23 protein-coding genes are annotated in these 20,935 nt (G+C 60.0%); 12 read left to right on the forward strand and 11 right to left on the reverse strand.

The window, feature by feature from the left end; all coding sequences use genetic code 11:
- Positions 1 to 18 precede the first annotated feature (18 nt).
- Together VXJ24_RS05860 and VXJ24_RS05865 are read left to right on the forward strand one after the other, a co-directional pair.
- Complete coding sequence (locus VXJ24_RS05860) at positions 19 to 633, forward strand: Maf family protein (RefSeq protein WP_330971986.1); 615 nt, start codon at positions 19 to 21, stop codon at positions 631 to 633.
- Positions 626 to 1,606, forward strand: coding sequence for a P1 family peptidase (locus VXJ24_RS05865; RefSeq protein ID WP_330971987.1), 981 nt, complete (start codon positions 626 to 628; stop codon positions 1,604 to 1,606). Before VXJ24_RS05860 ends, VXJ24_RS05865 begins: the two co-directional genes overlap by 8 nt.
- A gap of 76 nt (positions 1,607 to 1,682) precedes the next feature.
- Here VXJ24_RS05865 and VXJ24_RS05870 read toward each other — a convergent pair whose 3' ends face one another.
- Both VXJ24_RS05870 and glf read right to left on the reverse strand, forming a co-directional pair.
- Positions 1,683 to 2,717 carry a glycosyltransferase family 2 protein gene (locus VXJ24_RS05870; RefSeq protein ID WP_330971988.1) on the reverse strand — a complete coding sequence of 345 codons (1,035 nt, stop codon included), beginning with the start codon at positions 2,715 to 2,717 and terminating at the stop codon, positions 1,683 to 1,685.
- Between the two features lie 7 nt (positions 2,718 to 2,724).
- Positions 2,725 to 3,924 (reverse strand): UDP-galactopyranose mutase, encoded by a 1,200-nt coding sequence (glf, locus tag VXJ24_RS05875; protein WP_330971989.1) that lies wholly within the window; start codon positions 3,922 to 3,924, stop codon positions 2,725 to 2,727.
- A gap of 201 nt (positions 3,925 to 4,125) precedes the next feature.
- Here glf and pta point away from each other — a divergent pair, with 201 nt between their 5' ends.
- Positions 4,126 to 5,103, forward strand: a complete 978-nt coding sequence (pta, locus tag VXJ24_RS05880; RefSeq protein ID WP_330971990.1) for a phosphate acetyltransferase — start codon at positions 4,126 to 4,128, stop codon at positions 5,101 to 5,103.
- A 126-nt stretch (positions 5,104 to 5,229) separates the two neighbouring features.
- Here the strand turns inward: pta and pckA are convergent, their stop codons facing one another.
- Positions 5,230 to 6,825 carry a phosphoenolpyruvate carboxykinase (ATP) gene (gene pckA, locus VXJ24_RS05885; protein WP_330971991.1) on the reverse strand — a complete coding sequence of 532 codons (1,596 nt, stop codon included), beginning with the start codon at positions 6,823 to 6,825 and terminating at the stop codon, positions 5,230 to 5,232.
- 356 nt (positions 6,826 to 7,181) lie between these two features.
- Between pckA and VXJ24_RS05890 the strand changes: the two genes are divergently transcribed.
- Positions 7,182 to 8,063, forward strand: coding sequence for an aldose 1-epimerase family protein (locus VXJ24_RS05890; protein WP_330971992.1), 882 nt, complete (start codon positions 7,182 to 7,184; stop codon positions 8,061 to 8,063).
- Positions 8,064 to 8,708: 645 nt separating this feature from the next.
- Here the strand turns inward: VXJ24_RS05890 and VXJ24_RS05895 are convergent.
- From VXJ24_RS05895 to rnd, 6 genes are all read right to left on the reverse strand, one after another.
- Positions 8,709 to 9,887 (reverse strand): acetate/propionate family kinase, encoded by a 1,179-nt coding sequence (locus tag VXJ24_RS05895; RefSeq protein ID WP_330971993.1) that lies wholly within the window; start codon positions 9,885 to 9,887, stop codon positions 8,709 to 8,711.
- Positions 9,888 to 10,108: 221 nt separating this feature from the next.
- Complete coding sequence (locus VXJ24_RS05900; protein ID WP_330971994.1) at positions 10,109 to 10,459, reverse strand: histidine triad nucleotide-binding protein; 351 nt, start codon at positions 10,457 to 10,459, stop codon at positions 10,109 to 10,111.
- A 107-nt stretch (positions 10,460 to 10,566) separates the two neighbouring features.
- Positions 10,567 to 10,833, reverse strand: a complete 267-nt coding sequence (gene xseB / locus VXJ24_RS05905; protein ID WP_330971995.1) for an exodeoxyribonuclease VII small subunit — start codon at positions 10,831 to 10,833, stop codon at positions 10,567 to 10,569.
- Between the two features lie 9 nt (positions 10,834 to 10,842).
- Positions 10,843 to 12,204: an exodeoxyribonuclease VII large subunit gene (gene xseA / locus VXJ24_RS05910; RefSeq protein WP_330971996.1), complete on the reverse strand. Its 1,362-nt coding sequence runs from the start codon at positions 12,202 to 12,204 to the stop codon at positions 10,843 to 10,845.
- Positions 12,191 to 12,883, reverse strand: a complete 693-nt coding sequence (locus tag VXJ24_RS05915; protein ID WP_330971997.1) for a zinc metallopeptidase — start codon at positions 12,881 to 12,883, stop codon at positions 12,191 to 12,193. The genes xseA and VXJ24_RS05915 overlap by 14 nt, the downstream gene beginning before the upstream one ends.
- Before the next feature lie 81 nt (positions 12,884 to 12,964).
- Positions 12,965 to 14,095 (reverse strand): ribonuclease D, encoded by a 1,131-nt coding sequence (gene rnd / locus VXJ24_RS05920; RefSeq protein ID WP_330971998.1) that lies wholly within the window; start codon positions 14,093 to 14,095, stop codon positions 12,965 to 12,967.
- A 112-nt stretch (positions 14,096 to 14,207) separates the two neighbouring features.
- On the opposite strand from rnd, the gene VXJ24_RS05925 reads away from it, so the two are divergent.
- Complete coding sequence (locus tag VXJ24_RS05925; RefSeq protein WP_330971999.1) at positions 14,208 to 15,182, forward strand: diacylglycerol/lipid kinase family protein; 975 nt, start codon at positions 14,208 to 14,210, stop codon at positions 15,180 to 15,182.
- A gap of 58 nt (positions 15,183 to 15,240) precedes the next feature.
- Here the strand turns inward: VXJ24_RS05925 and VXJ24_RS05930 are convergent, their stop codons facing one another.
- Positions 15,241 to 15,828 carry a TetR/AcrR family transcriptional regulator gene (locus VXJ24_RS05930; RefSeq protein ID WP_330972000.1) on the reverse strand — a complete coding sequence of 196 codons (588 nt, stop codon included), beginning with the start codon at positions 15,826 to 15,828 and terminating at the stop codon, positions 15,241 to 15,243.
- 95 nt (positions 15,829 to 15,923) lie between these two features.
- On the opposite strand from VXJ24_RS05930, the gene VXJ24_RS05935 reads away from it, so the two are divergent.
- The 7 genes from VXJ24_RS05935 to VXJ24_RS05965 all read left to right on the forward strand — a co-directional run bounded on the left by VXJ24_RS05935 (position 15,924) and on the right by VXJ24_RS05965 (position 19,923).
- The gene (locus tag VXJ24_RS05935) at positions 15,924 to 16,397 is read left to right on the forward strand and encodes an HD domain-containing protein (protein WP_330972013.1); all 474 of its coding nucleotides are present in this window, start codon (positions 15,924 to 15,926) and stop codon (positions 16,395 to 16,397) included.
- On the forward strand, positions 16,397 to 16,969 hold the full coding sequence (locus VXJ24_RS05940) for a putative ABC transporter permease (RefSeq protein ID WP_330972014.1): 573 nt from the start codon (positions 16,397 to 16,399) through the stop codon (positions 16,967 to 16,969). The genes VXJ24_RS05935 and VXJ24_RS05940 overlap by 1 nt, the downstream gene beginning before the upstream one ends.
- A gap of 91 nt (positions 16,970 to 17,060) precedes the next feature.
- Complete coding sequence (locus VXJ24_RS05945) at positions 17,061 to 17,777, forward strand: acyl-[acyl-carrier-protein] thioesterase (protein ID WP_330972001.1); 717 nt, start codon at positions 17,061 to 17,063, stop codon at positions 17,775 to 17,777.
- Positions 17,777 to 18,196, forward strand: coding sequence for a (deoxy)nucleoside triphosphate pyrophosphohydrolase (locus VXJ24_RS05950; RefSeq protein ID WP_330972002.1), 420 nt, complete (start codon positions 17,777 to 17,779; stop codon positions 18,194 to 18,196). Before VXJ24_RS05945 ends, VXJ24_RS05950 begins: the two co-directional genes overlap by 1 nt.
- A gap of 9 nt (positions 18,197 to 18,205) precedes the next feature.
- Positions 18,206 to 18,538 (forward strand): hypothetical protein, encoded by a 333-nt coding sequence (locus VXJ24_RS05955; protein WP_330972003.1) that lies wholly within the window; start codon positions 18,206 to 18,208, stop codon positions 18,536 to 18,538.
- 27 nt (positions 18,539 to 18,565) lie between these two features.
- Positions 18,566 to 19,414, forward strand: a complete 849-nt coding sequence (gene thyA, locus VXJ24_RS05960) for a thymidylate synthase (protein WP_330972004.1) — start codon at positions 18,566 to 18,568, stop codon at positions 19,412 to 19,414.
- 8 nt (positions 19,415 to 19,422) lie between these two features.
- On the forward strand, positions 19,423 to 19,923 hold the full coding sequence (locus VXJ24_RS05965; RefSeq protein WP_330972005.1) for a dihydrofolate reductase: 501 nt from the start codon (positions 19,423 to 19,425) through the stop codon (positions 19,921 to 19,923).
- A gap of 58 nt (positions 19,924 to 19,981) precedes the next feature.
- Here the strand turns inward: VXJ24_RS05965 and VXJ24_RS05970 are convergent, their stop codons facing one another.
- The gene (locus VXJ24_RS05970) at positions 19,982 to 20,779 is read right to left on the reverse strand and encodes a PLP-dependent transferase (protein ID WP_330972006.1); all 798 of its coding nucleotides are present in this window, start codon (positions 20,777 to 20,779) and stop codon (positions 19,982 to 19,984) included.
- Between the last annotated feature and the right edge of the window lie 156 nt (positions 20,780 to 20,935).

A 20,935-nucleotide genomic window follows, 5' to 3' on the forward strand; every position in this document is an offset into this window, starting at 1 on the left:
CTGGAAAGAGGTCTTGTTTTGATACTTGCGTCGCAGTCGCCGAGAAGGCTCGAGATCCTCATGCAGGCAGGATTTGCACCCACCGTCGAGCCGGCAGACATCGACGAGACGAGACATGCCGGCGAGGCCCCCGAAGCCTTGGTCGAGCGTCTTGCAAAGACGAAGGCAGAAGCGGTAGCTCACCGCCATGCAGACGATGCCTCCTCCCCTGCCATCCTTGCTGCCGACACGATCGTCTGGCTTGAGTCGGGAGAGGTGCTGGGAAAGCCCAGAGATACCGCTCACGCGGAAGAGATGCTCCATGAGCTTTCCGGTGCGACACACTTTGTCTCGACCGGAGCTGCCTTCGTGAAGGATGGCTCTGTGCATTCGCTTGTCGATACGGCCAAGGTCACGTTCTATGAGCTGAGCGATGAGGAGATTGCTGCCTATGTGGCGTCAGGAGAGCCGTCCGACAAAGCAGGAGCCTATGGGATCCAGGGCAGAGGGCGCCTGCTCGTGAAGCATATCGAAGGCGACTTCTACACGATCATGGGACTTCCGCTCACCCGCGTCGTCCGCGAGCTCATGGCACCCTCTTATGGCACAGCTCTCGTCGAAGATATCCTCAGAGGAGGAAACGAGCATGCATAGATCCATCCGTGACATCCCGGGCTTTCTTGCAGGGCACGCAACGCTGGCAGAGGCAGGAACAGGATGCACTGCCATCGTCTGCCCGAAAGGTGCGACAGGCGCTGTGGACGTGCGTGGAGGAGCACCTGCAACACGCGAGACAGACCTTCTCAGGCCCGAGGAGACCGTGAATGTCCTCCATTGCGTCATGCTCTCCGGAGGCTCCGCATACGGCCTTGCAGCCGCTTCTGGCGCTGCTGAGGAGCTTGAGCGCAGGGGTGTGGGCCTCGATGTCGGTGTCGGCATCGTCCCTATCGTCTCCTCTGCCTGCCTCTTCGACCTTGCCTGCGGCTCTGCTACGGTGCGCCCCGGCATGGAAGAGGGCGCCCAATCTGTCGCCAATGCCTTCGAGGAGAAGGATAAGCCGCTCGCCCGCGGCAATGTGGGTGCCGGATGCGGCTGCACGGTCGGCAAGCTCGAAGGGCCTGAGCGCTCCATGAAGAGCGGCCTCGGCGAGGATGTTGAGTCTGCCGGAGAGCTTCTCGTAGGCGCTCTGAGCGCCGTCAATGCTGTCGGCAACATATGTGACCCCGAGACAGGAAAACCCCTCTCAGGACTCCTCTCAGAGGACGGCACGCACATTGTCAACGAAGAGGATGCGCTCATCGCTGCCAGCACATCGCTCGTGATGCCGCTTGCCCGCACGAATACGACGATTTCCTGCATCGTCACGAACGCCCGCCTCACGAAGGCAGAGGCAACAAAGGTCGCGCAGATGGCAGCAGACGGCTACGCCCATGCGATACGGCCGACGCACACGACAAACGACGGCGACACGATCTTCGTGATGGCTTCCGGCTCCCTGGAGACACCCGTCGACCTCGTCGGCACGCTTGCCGTGCGGGCCATCGAGCGCGCGATTGCGGATGCCGCACGCGAAGCCAGGCCTGCCTTCGGCCTCAAGGCTGCATCGAGCTTCGATTCCGAAATCTGAGACAAGAAATTCCAGAGATAGAAGAAGGCGCCGGTCCAAGGGACTGGCGCCTTCTTACGTGTTCTTGTTCAGATGCTCAGTTGAACTTCACGAGCTTCTGGGCGATGTGGTAGATGCCGATCGTGACCTTCTTGCCGGTCTCGGTCGGGAAGTTCGTCGCGATGCCCACAAGGCCGCGGCGCGCCCTCGCGTACATCTTCTCGTCGTAGTGCTGGAGCTCGCACCAGATGGCCTTGAGGTTGTCCTCGGCACCCGGCTTGTCGGAGAGCTTCGAGAAGATCGAGCAGACTGCCATCATGAGCGTGAAGTAGTTCAGCATGTAGTTCCTGAGCTTGCGCGACTTGATGTCGTCGTACAGGTGATAGGAATGCATCATGATGCGCGTGATCCTGAGCTGCTGGTCGATCCTGCTCGTCATGACCGACTCGTTTACTGACTGGTCCTCGCGGCCGATGAAGTAGCGGTAGAGGTCCACATCGAGGTAATAAAGAGTCTCGCAGCGTGGCAGCGGCACATAGGCATAGATGTTGTCCACGTAGAATGTATGCGCAGGCATGGGGATGCCGCCCCGGCGCAGGACGTCCGTGCGGTAGCAGAGCGAGTGCATGAGGAGGTTCTGGCTCATGTTGAAGTGGCCGATCTGGTCCCAGCCCATGATCTTGTTCTTCGGCAGTGCGAAGCCATAGTCCACGACATTCTGCTTGCCGTCCTCGACATGCTCATATACATAGTTCGTGATCACGAGGTCGACACGGGTATCGGTCTCGATGAACTCGCGGAGCTTTGCCAGAAGCGCCTGGAGCGCGTCTGCATCCAGCCAGTCATCGGAGTCGACGACCTTGTAATAGACGCCGTCAGCGTTCTTGAGGCCGGAAAGGACCGCGATGCCGTGGCCGCCATTCGGCTGATGGACAGCCTTGATGATGTCAGGATAGCGTTCCTGCCATTCATCGGCCTTCTCAGCCGTGTTGTCCTTCACGGAGCCATCGTCCACAATCACAATCTGGACATCCTCGGCCCGTCCCGATCCATCGAGGATGGACGAGATGCAGTGGTCCATGTACTCGGCGGAGTTGTAGCAGGGAATGCCGAAGGTTATCGTCTTGCGCATACTCCCCCTAATGATGGGCAATGATCTCGTCGGAAAGCTCGAGAGCTGATGCCGTTACGCCGTCCATATCGTAGTAGCGGTACTCTGCAAGCCTGCCCACCGGATGGAAGTTCACGAGCTTCGCGACACGGTCGCGGTAGCCATGATAGAGCTCGATGTTCTCAGGCTCGTTGATGACATAGTACGGGGTCTCGCCGACGCCCGGAAGATACGTGCGGGAGTACTCGCGCATGATCGTGGTCTTGCCGGGAACGACCTGGCCTGTCATGTTCTTGAACTCCGTGATGCGCGTGAAGTTCTCGGAAACCGTGTAGTTCACGGTGCCGACCGGCTGGAACAGGTCCTCGGGAAGCGTCTCGAAGACCATGTCGACCGTGCGGTACGGAAGCGGACCCTCGTCGAAGCCGAAGAGCTCGTCGAGAGCGCCGGTGTAGATGACCTCGCCGCCATAAGGCTTGCCGCACACCATGACAGAGGTGTCGGTGAGCTGCATGATTGAGCGGACATCGACATCGAGGAAGACATCGATCAGGTCGTGGTTCAGCATGTTCTCGAAGAGCTTCGTGTAGCCATCCTTCGGCATGCCCTGGTGCGGTGCCTGCGGGAAGTAGCGGTCGTCGTCGCCGACGAAGACCGGCACGCGGCCCATGACAGCAGGATCGATCTGGTCGGGAGTCTTGCCCCACTGCTTCATCGTGTAGTGCAGGAAGACGTTCTCGTAGACGTAGTCTGCAACCTCAGCGAGCTCAGGATCGTTCTTCTCGCGGAGCTCGAGGATGGGGACCTTCTTGTCCTGGCCGAACGTTGCGACGAGCTTGCGGTAGAGGTGCTCGCCCTTCTCCTCGCCGAAGGCAAGCTTCAGCGACTGGTGGTTGAACGGCACCGGCATGAGCGTGCCATGGATGTTTGCAAGCACCTTGTGCTGATAGTCCGTCCACTCAGTGAAGCGGGACAGGAAGTCATGCACGCGGTCGTTGTACGTATGGTAGATATGCGGACCATACTTGTGGACGAGGATGCCTGCCTCGTCCTCATAGTCGTAGGCGTTGCCCGCGATGTGGTCGCGGCGCTCAACGATGCAGACCTTGAAGTTCAGGGCCTCTGCCAGGCGGCGGGCACATACTGCTCCTGCATAACCCGCACCGACGACGAGGACGTCGTAGCTGTCAGCATTGAAATTATCCGGCAGACCATGTGCGATATTCATACAACCTCACTGACTGGCGCTTGCGCCACTTGCTTGCCCTATAGAAAAAAGCGCAGCCCCATCAACGCGCTGCGCCCAATGGAGCTTAATTCTTTGAAGATTCTAGCACGCGACCCTATAATGAAAGCGTCCATGACCGAAACGTTTGGCGAGAAGCATACAAACAGCCCATATGCGGCTGGCCTCTCAGAAGGAGCAATGATGAGCAGCTTTCTAGACCGCATGAAGCAGAAGGCCAAGTCTGACCTCAAGACGATCGTCCTGCCCGAGGGCGAAGATCCGCGCACCATCGAGGCTGCAAAGGAGATCGTGAAGGAGGGCCTCGCCAAGCTCGTTATCCTCGGCGACCCTGCCAAGATCTCTGTCGAGGGTGTCGAGGTCATCGACCCCAAGACCGCAGAGAAGCATGAAGCCTACGCCGAGCTCTTTGCCGAGCTCCGCAAGAAGAAGGGCGTCACCATCGAAGACGCCAGGAAGCAGATGGACGACGCCACCTACTTCGGCACGATGATGGTCAAGGCAGGAGACGCTGACGGCCTCGTGTCCGGCGCCTGCCACTCCACGGCCAACACCCTTCGTCCGGCACTCCAGATCCTGAAGACCGCTCCGGGCACCAAGCTCGTCTCTGCCTTCTTCATCATGTGCACGGACAAGGCCGAGTACGGCGACAACGGCACGCTGCTCTTCGCTGACTGCGGCCTCAACATCGCACCGACCGCAGAAGAGCTCTCCGAGATCGCTCTTGCCTCTGCCGAGTCCTGGAAGAAGTACATGAGCTCCGACCCGAAGGTCGCTATGCTCTCCTTCTCCACGAAGGGCTCCGCAAAGGGCGACATCCCGACGAAGGTCCAGGAGGCAACGAAGCTTGCCCAGGAGAAGAACCCCGAGCTTGCCCTCGACGGCGACCTGCAGCTCGACGCTGCCCTCGTCCCGTCCGTGGCTGAGCTCAAGGCACCGGGTTCCGAGGTTGCAGGACATGCCAATGTCCTCGTCTTCCCGGATCTCGAGGCCGGCAACATCGGCTACAAGCTTGTCCAGCGCTTCGCTGGCGCCGAGGCCTATGGCCCGATCCTCCAGGGCATCGCAAAGCCGGTGAACGATCTGTCCCGCGGCTGCTCCGCACAGGATATCGTGGGCGTCGTCGCAATCACCGCTGTCCAGGCACAGATGGCAGAGTAGCTTCTCTCCACACGCACCTATGGAGGCTCCGGTTTTCCGGGGCCTCCTTTTTCATGCCAGCATCTTCTCTGCATAGAGAAAGAGGGCCCCCGAAGGGACCCTCTCGAATAGGCTCTGAGCTCTTCCCTATTCTGCCGTGGAGCAGGGACCAGCAGCCTTGATCTCGGGTGCCATGTCCGGATACTTCTTGGCGCAGTTCTCCTCGAACATGGAGGCAAGCTTCCTTGCTGCTGCATCGTAGGCACAAGGATCGGCCCACGTGTCACGCGGATTCAGGAGCTCGGACGGGACATCCTCGATTGTCTGCGGCACATCGACGTTGAAGACCTTGTCGTGCACGAACTCAGCATTCTCGATAGAGCCATTGAGGGCTGCTGTGACCATGGCACGGGTATAGGCAAGCTTCATGCGCTTGCCGGTGCCGTAAGGGCCACCGGTCCAGCCAGTGTTCACGAGGTAGACGCGGGTGCCATAGCGCTCCATGCGCTCGCCGAACATCTGGGCATAGGTGAGCGGGTTCAGCGGCATGAACGGCTCGCCGAAGAGCGTCGAGAACGTCGGCTGCGGCTCCGTGATGCCGCGCTCCGTGCCGGCGACCTTCGAGGTGAAGCCGGAGATGAAGTGGTACATGGCGCCATTGCGGTCAAGACGGGAGATCGGCGGAAGCACGCCGAAGGCATCGGCCGTCAGGAAGATGACGACAGAGGGGACCTTGCCGCAGCCCGAAGGATCGGAATTCGGGATATTCTCGATCGGGTAGGCGACACGGGTGTTCTCCGTGTACTTGGCATCGTCGTAGTCGGCCACGCGCTTGTCGTCGAGGACGACATTCTCGCAGACAGAGCCGAACTTGATGGCATTGAAGATGTCAGGCTCGGTCTCCGGAGAGATGCGGATGCACTTTGCGTAGCAGCCGCCCTCGAAGTTGAAGACGCCATCGTCGCCCCAGGCATGCTCGTCGTCGCCGACAAGGATGCGCTTCGGGTCGGCAGAAAGCGTCGTCTTGCCGGTGCCGGAAAGGCCGAAGAAGACTGCCGTCTCGCCGGTCTCGGGATCCTTGTTCACAGACGAGTGCATAGGAAGGATGTTGTCCTCCTCGACCGTAAGGTAGTTCATCGTCGAGAAGACCGACTTCTTGATCTCGCCCGAGTAGCGGGAGCCGAGGACCAAGATCTCATGCTCCTGGAAATTGATGAGGATGCAGGCCTCGGAGTGCGTGCCATCGACCGCCGGGTCGCACTTGCAGCCAGGAGCTGCAAGGACCGTGAAGTCAGGCATGCCATACGATGCAAGCTCTTCATCGGTCGGACGCACGAGGAGCTGCTTCGAGAAGAGTGCCTGGCTTGCCAGCTCGCAGACGACCTCGAACTTGCGGGAGTGTGCCCTGTTCGCGCCAGCATAGGCATGGATCACATAGAGGTCACGCTTTGCAAGGTAGGAGCAGATCTTCTCCTTGATGTGCTGGTAGCCTTCGACGCTCATCGGCACATTCACGGTGCCCCAGGCAATCTTGTCATGCACATCAGGCGTATCGACAATGAAGCGGTCCTTCGGAGAGCGTCCCGTATACTTGCCGGTGTAGACTGCGAATGCGCCGGTCGAGGTCAGCTCGCCCTCGCCCTTCTTCAGGGCCTCTTCTACAAGCACGGCAGGAGCGGCGTCGACCAGCACCTTGCCCTCATGCGCTGCAATGCCAGCGTGTGCAAGCTCTTCTTCGATCACGATACATCCTCCTAACGGGTGCGCGCACCTTGCGCGCAGATAGACCATCCTTGAAACCAGCACATAAAATTCTAGCGGACTACAAAAAACTGCATTGAATCGTTAACATGCCGGAAGCGTTTCCGTCATGCAGCCAATCAGGAATCGTTCTGCCCGCCTCACTTCTTGTTCCCTGCTGGGTACCACACATGCGTCAATTCGTTTCATTTCCGTCCATTTGGACACAGGACGCCTTCCCTGTCTGCAGCCCATCTATCCGTCTGCTGTGCCGCCAGCCGGGACGAGGACGCGTGAGCATGCTTCGGCGCTATGATGGTTGCGTTCTGCATTTCGTGCATATCCTTAAGGAGCTGCCCATGAGCACCATAGAAAAGATCTCGTCCGGTCCCCTTTCTGCTGCAATCGATTCCCACGGCGCACAGCTCATGAGCCTGGCACTCGATGGCACCGAGTACCTCTGGCAGAGGGATCCGAAGTGGTGGCCGAGATGCGCCCCCATCCTCTTCCCTATCGTCGGCGTGCTCAGGAACGGGTTTGCCACGAGCGAGCAGGGCGACATCCATCTCTCCCGCCATGGCCTTGCCAGAAACATGGAGCATTCAGTGGCAAAGAAGGACAGCTCGTCCGTCACGTTCCATGTGGAGTCGACCGATGAGACGAAGAAGAGCTTCCCGTACGATTGGGTGCTCGAGATGACCTATGCGGTAGACGGCGAGAAGCTCTCCCAGACCTATACCGTGAAGAATCCGGGCAAGGTGACGCTTCCCTTCACGCTCGGCGGCCATCCTGCCTTCAATGTGCCGGTAGCCGGCACAGATGAGTCCTTCGAGGACTATGAGCTCCGCTTCGCTGCACCTTGGGATATCGAGACCGCAGCCATCGACACAGAGGGCCTTGAGGACTTCAGCCAGATGTCCTCGCTCGGCACTTCCGATACGCTTCCGCTCACACATGGCCTCTTCGAGCGCTATCTCACGCTCACGCTCCACGATGTACCGGAAAACCGTGTCCAGCTCTTCGGAAAGAAGAGCGGCCACGGTGTCGAGCTCTCCTTCGACGGCTTCCCCTATCTCGGCGTCTGGTCTGCCGAGAACGACGCACCCTTCGTCGCCGTCGAGCCCTGGGTCGGCGTCGCTGCTGCCAAGGACGAGACCGACGAGTTCGAGAAGAAGCGCGGCATGCTCTTCCTCGAGCCGGGAGAAGAGCTTTCCCGCACCTTCACGATCCGTCCGTTCTAGGAGATAGGCCTGGACGAGCTGCTGAAACACAGGAATGGGACAAAGCGCTCATCTGCAAGAGACGCATGAGATGGAGGCCTGGTCCGTCTTCTCGGACCAGGCCTCCACATTGTTGCCGAAACCCCGCCGCTGGACACAACCCAGCGCATATCATGCGGAGCCAGGCAGCATCAGTCCTTCTTTGGAAGCCTCTTCCACAGCGACCGGAAGATGAAGAGACTGATAAGGATGCTTCCGAAATAGCCCACATGCCTCCAAGGACGGACATCTAGAGATCCAGCGGGGTGTCCTGTGCCAGCTCAGAATCAGAAGCCCGCAGTCACAGACAAGCTCAAGCTGATAGCCACAAGCAGGATGAAGGGGTCACGCGTTTCCTTCTTCATGCCGCCGCCTCCTTGCAGAGATGGATACGGCTGTCGGAAAAGAGAAGTGCGCGGCTGCGATATGGAGAACGTGCATTTAGCCCATATACAGGTTCAGTCTATCTATCTGTAGCCTCTGATGCTTCGGCAGCCGGCCAATGGAGGCGGGCTATCGCCCCTTCTATGAACATTGGCTTCCAGCATCCGAGCCAAGAAGCCATAAGAAAGGCGGAGCCTCCCGGAGGAAGCTCCGCCTTGTTCAGGACCATATGGGCTTGGGCGATTAGCCGAGGAGTGCCTCGACGTCGAGGGCGATCATGAGCTCCTCGTTCGTAGGAACGACGAGGACCTTGACAGAAGAGTCGTCCGTCGAGATGATACGCGGGTCGCCGGAGCGCACTGCGTTCTTCTCGGGGTCGATCTTGACGCCGAGCCACTCGAGCTCGTGTGCCACTCCGTAGCGCATCTCTGCCGAGTTCTCGCCGATGCCGGCCGTGAAGACCATCGTGTCGAAGCCGTGCATGGACTGTGCCATCTCGGCGATGAGCTGGCTCGTGCGGTAGTAGAACATCTCGAGCGCCATCTGGCAGTTCTTGTCGCCCTTCTCGGCACCAGCCTCGATGTCGCGGGAGTCGGAAGAGACACCAGAGAGTGCAAGCAGGCCGGACTGCTTGTTCATCATCGTGTCGACCTCGTCGACCGAGTAGCCACCGACGCGCTGAAGGTAGCAGACCGTAGCCGGGTCGATCGTGCCGCAGCGGGTGCCCATGATGAGGCCATCAAGCGGCGTAAGGCCCATCGTGGTGTCCATGTCGTGGCCATCCTCGATAGCGGAAAGGGAGGCGCCAGAGCCGAGGTGGCAGGAGACGAGCTTGTGCACGTCGCCCTTCAGGAACTCGGAGGTCTCCTTCCAGATGTAGCGATGCGAAGTGCCGTGTGCGCCGTACTTGCGGATGTGCAGCTTGTCCACGACGTCGCGCGGCAGGGCGTAGCGCCATGCCTTCTCAGGCATGTTGTAGTGGAAGGACGTATCGGCGACGATCACATTGCCGATGGAAGGGAACATCTCGCGGCAGATTTCGATTACGTCAGCCTCTGCGTAGTTGTGGAGCGGTGCGAGCGGTGCGACCTCGCGGACCCAGGAGAGGGTCTCGTCGGTGACGACCTTGGACTCGGGGAAGTACCAGCCACCCTGAACGACGCGGTGGCCGATGCCCTGGATCTTGTCCGTATCGAAGCCTGCCTCGGCGAGGATATCGAAGACATGCTTCACAGCCGTCTTGTGGTCGGGAAGCGCGACCTCGAGCTTCTGCTTCTCGCCGCCACGCTCCTCGTGGCCGATGAAGGAGCCATCGATACCGATGCGCTCGCAGTTGCCCTTGGCATAGACTTCGCGGGTCTTCGTGTCGAGCAGCTGATACTTCAGCGAAGAGCTGCCAGCGTTGATGACAAGTACAATCATGAGTCTCCTCTCTCAGGGAGGGTGCCCTCCCAACACAGACATGTCAATGATACTCTACTTGCCGCAGATATCCCATCCCAGTGCCCATCTCGGCAAGGTGGCGCATTATTCGCATGAGCGCCATCGCTTCATAAAAAAATGCATTCTCAGCAAGGGATTCAATGCATATCCCGCAGAGCAAAAGAGGCGCTGCTTACGCAGCGCCTCTCGCCTCAGGCTCGCTACTTCTTGCCCTCGCCGGCCTCCGGGTCGAGCTTCCTGCCACCCAGGATGTGGATGTGGAAGTGATGCACGGACTGCCCTGCATCGTCGCCGGTATTCGTGATGCAGCGGAAGCCGGTCTTGTCGAGGCCATACTGCTTCGTCACGACGTCGATTGCGTGGGCCATCGCAGCAAGGACCTCAGCCGGCACATTGTCCACGATGTTCGCGTAGTGCTTCTTCGGCACGACGAGCACATGGACCGGCGTGAGCGGATTCACGTCCTTGAATGCCGCCACGAGGTCGTCCTCGTAGACCATATCGGTCGGAATCTCGCCGTTTGCAATCTTGCAGAAAATGCAGTCGCTCATAGCACCTGCTCCTTCCATTCGCGGATGTTGGGTCCAGTCTACTCTCTCAGCTGCGCCGCAAAGCCGAGCTTGGATGCCACAACTTCGGCACAGACAGCAATCCTCACCTACTCGTCCAGGTATGCCGTAGAGGGAGCAGCGGTCGTATCCGGTGCCACCTCTTCCTTCGAGGCATCGAGGAGCACCTGCACCTTCTGCTCGGCATGTGCGAGCCTGTCGCGCAGGCTCTTCAGGAGCTCGACGCCGCGTGCATACTGGGCAAGCGAATCCTCGAGCTCGAGGTCTCCTGCTTCGAGAGAGCGCACGATGCGCTCAAGCTCGACGGAAGCCTCCTTGAAGCTCATGTCCTCTACCTTCGGCAGCTCTTCAGCCATGGAAATCTCCTATCTTGTCTGCGCCGAAACATCGACGCCCTTCACTTCTGTCGTCACCGTACCATGTCCGAGCATCACATTGAGCTCGTCTCCAGGCGAAAGCTTTTCTGCATCGCTCACGACATGGCCGTCCTTGTCCTTTGCGATTGCGTAGCCACGGCCCAGGACCTTCAGGGGCGAGAGCGCATCGAGCGTCGCTGCAGCACGCTTCACCTCTGCCTCGTAAGGAACGAGCATCCTGGTAGCGGCACCCGTGAGACGCACAGCCATGTGGCTGAGGTCCTTCTCCTGCCCCTCGAGCGCATGCGGAATCGCGTCGTGGAGGCGCTGCTCGGAAAGCTCAAGCTGAGATCTTCTGTCCTCGATGAAGGACATCGGGTCCGTGAAGCAGCGGTGCTTTGCCAGAGACTCGAGGTGCACCTGCTCGCGACCGAGCCTTCCTGTCATGGCAGAGCTCATGAGCTGCTCTGCGTGGGAAAGCTTCTCCCCTTCGCGCTCGAGCGTTGTCCCGAAGGCACGTCCAAGACGTACCTGGCGCTCGTTCAGGGTCGTCACGATCTCATCCAGAGCCGGTGCCACCGACTCGGCCGCAGCGGTCGGCGTCGAGCATCTCCTGTCTGCCACCATGTCGCAGATCGAAGTGTCAGGCTCATGTCCGATTCCCGTAATCACCGGCACGGGGCAGGCTGCCACGGCACGCGCAAGCCCTTCGTCGTTGAACGCCATGAGGTCCTCGAAGGAGCCGCCGCCACGGACAAGAAGGATCGCATCAGGCTTTGCCGCTGCAGCGATCTTCAAGGCTCTCACCATGGTTCTCGGCGCTTCCGATCCCTGGACCGAGGCGCCGACCATCTGGAGCTCGACAAGCGGGTTCCTGCGCTTGAGCGTCCTGCGCACATCTTCGATGACAGAACCGGAAAGGGAGGTCACGACAGCGACACGCGTACAGAAGCGCGGGATGGGACGCTTGCGGGAGGGGTCCATGAGGCCTTCGCGCTCGAGCTTTCTCGCAAGCGCTGCGACCTGCTGGCGCAGAAGCCCCTCTCCTGACACCATGATCTTGCTCGCGATGAAGGAGAGCCTGCCCGAGCCCTGGTAGACATCGAACTTGCCCTTCATGAGGAGCTCCATGCCGTCCTTGAGCTGGATGCCGGAGGCGGCATAGACGCCGCGCCAGACAATCACCGACATCGAGGACGCATCGTCCTTGACCTCGAAGTAGCAGTGTCCGCTCCTGGCATTGGGGCCACGGAAGCCCGAGACCTCGCCCGTGACGAGGAAGGTGCCGACCGATGCCACCGCACCCTTTGCGGCAGCAACCGCCTCGGAGACGCTCAGCGCCTCGTCTGAAAGCTCGCTAGTTCCGGTCATTGTAGCGTCCCATCAGATAGACAAGCTGCAGGATCGAGACAAGTGCTGCTGCGACGTACGTCAGGGCAGCCGCAGTCAGGACCTGCTTCGCACCCTTCTCGTCGATGCCTCCGCCATTGGCTGCAAGGTATTTCACAGCACGCCTCGAGGCATCGATCTCGACCGGCAGGGTCACGAGCTCGAAGATGACGGAAAAGGCAAAGAGGATGAGCGCCAGACGGACAAAGCCGGTGAGGCCCATGAAGATGCCCAGAAGCAGCACGACGGTCCAGGCGTTCGTCGCGAAGTTCACGACCGGCACGAGCGCCGTCCTCACTTTCATGGGCACATAGCCCTTGGCCTTCTGGCAGGCGTGTCCTGCCTCGTGGCAGGCAACAGCGACCGAGGCGACAGAGCCCTCAGAGAAGTTCTCCTGCGAGAGATGGAGCTTGTTGTCCCTCGGGTCGAAGTTGTCCGTCAAGGTGCCACCGATCTCGGTGATGCCGACAGAGAAGGCACCGCCCTCATCGAGCATGCGGCGTGCAACCTGCGCGCCCGTCATGCCGCTCGATGCCGGGACATTGGACCACTTGCGGTATGTGCTCCTGATATATCCCTGGGCTGCCATGCCCAGGATGGTCGAGACGACGATCAGCAGAAGATACGCCGGGTCGAACCCATAGAAATAGTAGTACGGCATGAATCGACTCCTTGTGTCCTGTGTACGTGTCCATCTTCTACCCAGTATCCGACAGGAATCTGACACAGGCGCACAGGCACGCTACAGAAGCTCTATTCCCCCATCTTTCACCGTGAGGCCAATCTCGCCCTGGAGAAGCCTTGTGAGGTCGTCTCCGATGACCTCCTTCTTCCAGGAGGCGGAGAGCGGCGACGTCTCAGGGTGCCTCAGGAACTCGAGCAGGTCATCACGCGTTGCTATGACCTGCGAGGCGATCCCGTACCGGTCCGCCTTGATGCGCAGCAGGGCATACATGAGGTCGACGACCGACTCGGTCTCGGCAGAGGGACGGGCATGCCTGTGGGTGACCTTGATATCGGAGATGTCGGCAGAAAGACCGCGCTTCACTGCATTGCAGACCGCTGCGATCGAGGCCTGCGTGAGCTGCTCCGTGCCACGGATGCGCAGAAGCCGCGCCGGCACCGTCGGCTGCCTTCTGCAGCACTCGACGATGATCTCGTCTGAGAGCACCCAGCGCTTCGGCACATCGAGGCGTGCTGCCTCGCGCTCGCGCCAGGCGCAGATCTCGCGTGCAATCGCAAGCTGCGATTTCGTGAGCGAGGTGGATCGCTTGAGATGGAGGTAGGCCTCCTCAGGCTTTGTCACGATCTTCGAAGGATCGAGCATGCTCTGGAACTCCGGAAGCACCCAGCCAAGCCTTCCCTTCTCGACGAGCTCTGAGAGCATGCGCTCATAGATGCCCGGGAGATAGCTCACATCCTCTTCCGCATAGCGGAGCTGCGCTGCATCGAGCGGACGCTTCGACCAGTCCGTGAGCGACTCTGCCTTCGCAAGGTGCACCCCGCAGTAGGCCTCGACAAGCGGGCCGTAGCCAATCTGCTGCCTGTGTCCCAGAAATGCCGCTGCCACCTGCGTATCGAAGATCGGGTCGGGCACGCAGCCCATGGCGGCATAGATGACCTCGAGGTCCTGTCCGCAGGCATGGAACACCTTCGTGATGCGCGTATCCCGGAAGAGATCGGCTATGCAGGAAAGGTCCTTCACAAGGATCGGATCGACGATAGCGGACTCTTCTGCCGTGGCAAGCTGCAGAAGGCACAGGCGCGGATAGTAGGTCTTCTCGCGCAGGAATTCCGTATCTACCGCGAGCACGCTCGATGCGGCTGCACGCTCTGCAAAGGCACGGACATCGGCTTCATCTGTGAGATACACGCGACTCCTTCGGGATGTTCCCTGGGTATACTTGCAAGAAAGCTGGCAGCGCCAGCACTCCTCAACCATCATAGCGGCCGGGCTGCCCATCTGGCCCGCCCCGGGAGGATATATGCGAACTCTCATAATCCACAATCCCAAGTCGGGCTTCGGCTCCGACGCAATCTTCGAGTTCGAGCGCTCTCTCGTGCATCAGGGAGACACCTGCACGTTCCATGAGATTGCAGACGGCGAGACGCCCGAAGAGCTCGTCCGCAATGCGGAGGACTACGACGTGTGCGTGCTTTCAGGCGGCGACGGCACCGTCACAGGCCTCCTCCATGCCCTGCGCTACCGCGATGTCGCGACCTGCGTCTTCCCCTCCGGCACGGCAAACCTCTTCTGTGCAAATGTCGGCAATGCAATGGAGCCTGCCGCGCTTGCGCGTGCCTGCAGGGTCGGGCACACGGCTCTCACCGATATCGCCGAGGTGCACTGGCACGACGCTGAGGGAACCGAGCACTCCCGCGGCTTTGGCCTCATGTGCGGCATGGGCTTCGATGCCCAGCTCATGTCATCCGCCATCCCGAACAAGAAGTCCATGGGCGAGATTGCCTACTTTGCAGCCGCCCTCGAGAACCCCCGACCTGTCGTCTCGCACTTCACGATCTTCGCTGACGGTGTCGTGCATGAATGCGATGGCATCACCTGCATGGTCGCGAACAACGCAATGATGCAGGGCGATATCGAGATCGTGCCGGACTGCCGCATGGACGATGGCCTGCTCGATGTGATCGTGCTCGAGACAAGCGACGCCGTGCATGTGCTGAAGCCAATCTTTGCCGGCATCCTCGACAGAAGCGGCAAGAGCATCGGACGCCCCCAGATCCAGACCTTCACCGGCAAGGATATCCGCGTCGTCTCTTCCGAGCCGATTCCGCTCCAGGTGGACGGCGACGTGATCGAGGGCACGGTCACGTCCTATGAGACAAGCATCTATCCTGCTGCGAACCGCATGATCGTGGACTCCATGAGCCGCTATCATGCAGAGGACTCGGAGGCTCCCCGCTTCTCAGGTACCGACGAGATCGCCTATCCAGAAGCGTAGCGGCAAAGACATCCCGCAATGAATCAGGGCCTGGAGCCACGCTCCGGGCCCTGATGTCCTATACGATATCTGTCGGCTCTTCGCTCTGGCCGCTACCGTGCCCGAGCATCCCCAGGAGTGCCGATACCTTATGGACCAGATCGCTTGCGCAAAGTTGCCTTCCATCCTGGACCCAGCGCCTGAAGGCAGAGACGATGCCTCCTGCCACGAAATCGGGGATGAGCGACCCTGCGTCAGGCCCTGCAGCAGAGACGACCCGATCATGCACCAGGCGCTCGATCCTGGCCACAAGATCGTCCTTGACCCTCGTATGCAGGAGGGCGCCTACGGTCGACGCACGGTCTTCGGCGAGCTCTGCGATGCATTCTGCGGCATGTGCATAGCCCTCTTCGTCTGCCACTGCTTCCGCTTCGTCGAGCACATCGGCGATAGCCTCGACGGCCTCTTCTTCCATCTCATCTATGGCAGAAGAGACGCTTCCATAATGTGCCAGGAACGTCTTCTTGCTGATGAGGGCACGCTCGGCCACATCGCGGGCTGTGATATCTCCCGCATCATCGGACGACAGGAGCTCCAGGAGCGCCGTGCGTATCGCGCGGCGTGTCTTGATGACCCTTCTATCTTCGCCTCTGCGCTCTTTGCCCATAACTTCCCTTCGACTATCTGAGCATAGCATGAGAGAGGCTGTTTCCCGATTTGCAATTATTTCCCATTTTGGGAATAATTCTCTTTCGGTTGCGAATGGAGGATGCACATGAAGGACGGGAGAAGCTTCGAAGAGCTGGCAGAGCCGGTAGCGGCGACTGCCGCCTTCCATCAGATGGGGATACGACCTGCTCAGAGCACTGCCTCTCTGTCGCCTCCATAGCCTTCCGCATCGCCCATGCGCTCCCCTTCTCCTTCCATATGGAAGACCTCGTCACGGGCGCGCTTCTGCATGACTATTTCCTCTACGACTGGCACGAGGGCGTAACGGCACCCGACCGCTGGCATGGGTTCACGCATCCCTTCCATGCGCTGCACAATGCAGAGCGCGACTTCGATCTCACGCCAATCGAGCGGGATGTGATCGTCCATCACATGTTCCCATTCGTGCCGATTCCGCCCAGGACCCGCGAAGGTTGGGTCGTGACTCTTGCCGACAAGGCAAGCTGCGTCGCCGAGGTCCTGGCAAAGAAGACCCAATCCCTCGAGAGGAGCACACATTGCCTGTAGTGTCCCTTGCTGAAGCCTCTGCCCACCTCCTGCTTTCTGGCGCCATCATCGCAGCCGGAGGCTGGGTCTGGGAGACCATCTACTGCTCGCTTGCCTCTCGCCATCTCGAACGCCGCGGCATGCTCTATGGGCCGACCTGCCCGATCTACGGCGTCTCTGCCATTGTCGTCTGGCTCGCTCTCGGCTGGGTCGAGGATACCCTTCTCCTCTTCCTTCTCGGATGCATCCTCTCGACCGTGCTCGAATACACTTCAGGAGCCATGCTCGAGCGCCGCTTCAACAGAAGATGGTGGGACTATTCGATGTTTCCCGGGAACTTCAGGGGCCTCGTCTGTCCGCAGGCAAGCTCGGTCTTCGGCCTCTTTGCTGTCATCGACGTGAAGATCCTGCAGCCCTCGATCCTGGGCACGCTCAGCACGGCAGACCAGAGGCTCTGCATGGCAGCAGCGGCACTCTGTCTTGCACTCTATGCAGCAGACCTCCTCTTCACCATCGCCCGTCTCGACGAGACGACGCCACGTGAGTGCATCGCCGAGCATGCCGGCCAGCTGAGAAGGCTTGTCCTGCACTGAGTGCTGCCCTTTTCGCACTAAGTGCAGGCGCTCAAGGGAGCCAGCATCTTTTTGTGGCACCATGGTCTGGAAGTCCAGACAAGGAGCCCACATGTATTCATTCGATAGCAGGGTCCGCTACAGCGAATCCGATGGAGAGGGCACGCTCACGCTCTATGCCCTCATGAACTACTTCCAGGACTGCTCCACGTTCCAGTCGGAGCATCTCGGCATCGGCCTTGACCATCTTCGGAGCAACCATCTCGGCTGGATTGTCGGCACCTGGCACATCGAGATCGAGAGCCTGCCTCACTTCTGCGAGAAGATTGAGGTCTCGACCTGGGCCTACCATCTGAGAGGCCTCCAGGCAAAGCGCTGCTTCGAGATGAAGCGCGCAGACGGCACTTCCTGCGTGAAGGCAGATTCCCTCTGGTTCATGTTCGATCTTGCCGCCCAGCGTGTCATCAATGTCCCGGAATCCGAGTATGCCTATATGGACGAGGCGGAGCCGAGGCTTGAGATCGGACCGCTCCTCCGCAAGGTCAAGGCAGAAGGACCTGGCACGAAGATGCATCCCTTCGAGGTGACAGAGCAGTTCCTCGACACGAACCACCACATGAACAATGCGAACTACGTGCTCCTCGCCGTCCAGGCGCTTCCTGCCGCCTGCCTGCCGCACACGATCGATGTCCAGTACAAGCGCGCCGCCCAGCTCGGCGACACGATCGTGCCTATCGTGCACGAGACAGAAGATGGCCACGCCGTGGACCTCGCCGCTCCTGACGGAGAGAGCTATGCGGTCGTGCGATTTGCCGGAGAGGAGCTCTGATGGCAGAAACGAAGCATGTCGCCGCTGCCCTCATCACCGATGGCGCGCGCATCTTTGCCGCACAGCGTGCCGCTGGTGCCCAGAAGGACGGCTGGGAGCTTCCCGGCGGCAAGGTCGAGCCCGGCGAGACCGCAGAGGACGCCTGCCGCCGCGAGATTGAAGAGGAGCTTGGCCTCAAGCTCACGACGCTCTGGTATCTCGATACCATAGAGTATGACTACCCCGATTTCCATCTTTCCATGGATGTCTATGTCGCACCGGTCCCTGCCGGCACAGAGCCCGAGCTCAAGGTCCACGAGGCGGGCAGATGGCTTGCCCACGAAGATCTTCTTTCTGTGGACTGGCTCGAGGCCGACCGCTCCCTCGTGAATGCCATCGGCCTTGCGTGGGAAGACATCATCCAGGCAGAACAGTTCTAAGGAGACCTTATGGATGATACGATGGCCGGCACTGAGACACCGGCGCCCATAGTCGGTCCAAGCTCGACGAATGACCCCAGAAATGCAAAGTCAGGTCCGGTAGCTCTGATCATCGCAGGAGCCGTCGTCCTCTGCCTCATGGCAGCAGCGACGAGCTGCGCTGCTGGCCTCTCAGGCCTCATCTACCGCTATCTTTCGAGCTATGAGTCGTACAGCAGCTCCTCTTCCGGCCTCGGCAATGGCTACGGCTACAACGACGAATACGGCTTGGGAGATGGCTCCGGCAGCAACGGCCTGGGCTCGAACTCCGGCTCCGATGAATACTGGTATCCGATCCGCTAGATAGCTTCATTTGAGAAAGGAGCCTGCATGAGCAAGGCCGATGGCCTCTTCATCGCGATGTGCCGCGATATCCTGGACAATGGCACGACGACCGAAGGACAGAAGGTGCGCCCCCACTGGGAGGACGGCACTCCTGCCTACACGATCAAGCGCTTCGGCGTCTGCAACCGCTACGACCTGAGAAAGGAATTCCCGGCACTCACGCTCAGGCGCACGGCGCTCAAGAGCGCGATGGACGAGATCCTCTGGATCTACCAGAAGAAGTCGAACAACATCCATGACCTGCACTCGCACATCTGGGACGAGTGGGCAGACGAGGAAGGCTCGATCGGCAAGGCCTATGGCTATCAGATCGGCCAGGTCTCGGAGTATCCCGAAGGCAGGTTCGACCAGATGGACCGTGTCCTCTATGACCTGAAGCACAATCCGTACTCCCGGCGGATCATGACAAACATGTACAACTTCCAGGACCTGCACGAGATGCATCTCTACCCCTGCGCCTATAACGCGATCTACAACGTGACGCAGGACAAGGGCTCCGACCGCCCGACGCTCAACATGGTGCTCGTGCAGCGCAGCCAGGATGTCCTGGCGGCGAACAACTGGAATGTCTGCCAGTATGCCATCCTGCTCATGATGGTGGCGCAGGTGTGCGATATGGAGGCAGGCGAGCTCGTCCACATGATTGCCGATGCCCATATCTATGACAGGCATGTGCCGATGATCGAGGAGCTCATCTCCCGTCCGACCTATCCGGCACCGAAGGTCACGCTCAACCCCGACGTGCATGACTTCTATGCCTTCACGACGGACGACCTGATCGTCGAGGACTACCAGCATGGTCCTCAGATCAAGAACATCCCTATCGCTATCTAGGAGCGCGCATGAGAGCAATCGTCGCTGTCTGCTCTGACTGGGGCATCGGAAACAAGGGCAGGCTGCTTGTCCGCAACAAGGCCGACATGCACCACTTCGTCGCCTGCACGACAGGGGGCACCGTCGTTATGGGCCGCCGCACGCTCGAGAGCTTCCCGGGAGGCCGCCCCCTCAAGAACCGCCGCAACATCGTCCTCACGCATGGCGGAACGACGCTCGATCCGGAAGCCGAGAAGGTCGCCTCCATCGACGAGCTTCTCCACGCCGTCGCGCATGAGGACCCGGACAAGGTCTGGGTCATAGGAGGTGCCAGTGTCTACGAAGAGCTGCTCCCCTATTGCACGGAGGCCGTCGTCACGAAGGCAGACTGCGTGCGCAAAGCCGACGCCTTCTTCCCGAACCTCGATGACGACCCGACGTGGACAGTCATCGACGAGACCGATACGGATATGACGCCGGAAGGCATCCCCTTCCGCTTCGTGACCTACCGCAGCCTCAAAGCGAAATAGGTATCTCCCTGGCACACGGAAAGGGCCGCCCAAGGCGGCCCTTTTCATTTGGATGGAATCACTTAAGCGTCTGTTCGAGTGCCTCGATCAGAGGTTCCGGCTTGCCATGCCCGCATACAAGCCTCGTCCAGATGGCGCCCTCCTCATCGGTCACGACAGAGAGCCTCGAGGCGATGCCTCCTGGCACCCAGGCATTGCCTGGAGCGCAGAGGATGCGTCCCTCCACATCGCAGCGAGGCTTTCTGAGACGGAAATCGACGCAGGGCCCGAAGCCCCGCTGGAGCGTGCGCGCCGCAATCGGCTGCGTCGGATCTCCTTTGAGTCCGGGGTAGCGGACCTCCTTCACAGCCGGATGGCAGACGAGATAGCTTGCTGCCACCTGTGCGTTGTCCGAAGCAGCGCGTCTCCTCTCATCGAAGCTCCGAAGTGCCCGCGCGAGCTCATCGAGCATCCTGTCCGAGACCTCGGGCCTCTCGTCGAACGATGCGGCGAGATCCTGCAAACCCTGCGGCATATCCTTCGCAACGCTTACGGCGATAAGACCGCTTCCGAGCCATCCCAGCACTGCATCGAGCGACTCGACTGCAAGAGAGGCACCGAGACGCACTGCAGGGCAGCCATAGGAGCTCGCAATCGTATTGTCGACGATGAGGAACTTTCCTTCTGCCTGTGCCTTGGCAGCTTCTGCCTTCACATCGAGACAGGCTATGGGCACGTGCCCAAGCGTCTCTCCGAGCACTGCCCCTTGAGGCAGTCCCTCAGAGAGATGCTCGGTCCCTCCCGGCACGATCCAGGTCCTGGCCGCCCCGAGGCGCTTCGAGAAGCCCTTCAGAATCTCTTCCAGCGTCTGATCCATTCCTATCAGCTCCTTCCATCTTCCATCTTACGCAGATTAGGCCCCTATCTCTGTACGGAAACGTCCGTAGGCGTACTCTGTTACATGCACGATGCATGCTGGAAAGGGCATTGTCTTCGATGCATCCATACATGACAGGGAATGGATGCATGTGCA

Origin of the sequence: Olsenella kribbiana (genome assembly GCF_036408795.1) — a bacterium.
Lineage (GTDB): Bacteria > Actinomycetota > Coriobacteriia > Coriobacteriales > Atopobiaceae > Olsenella_L > Olsenella_L kribbiana.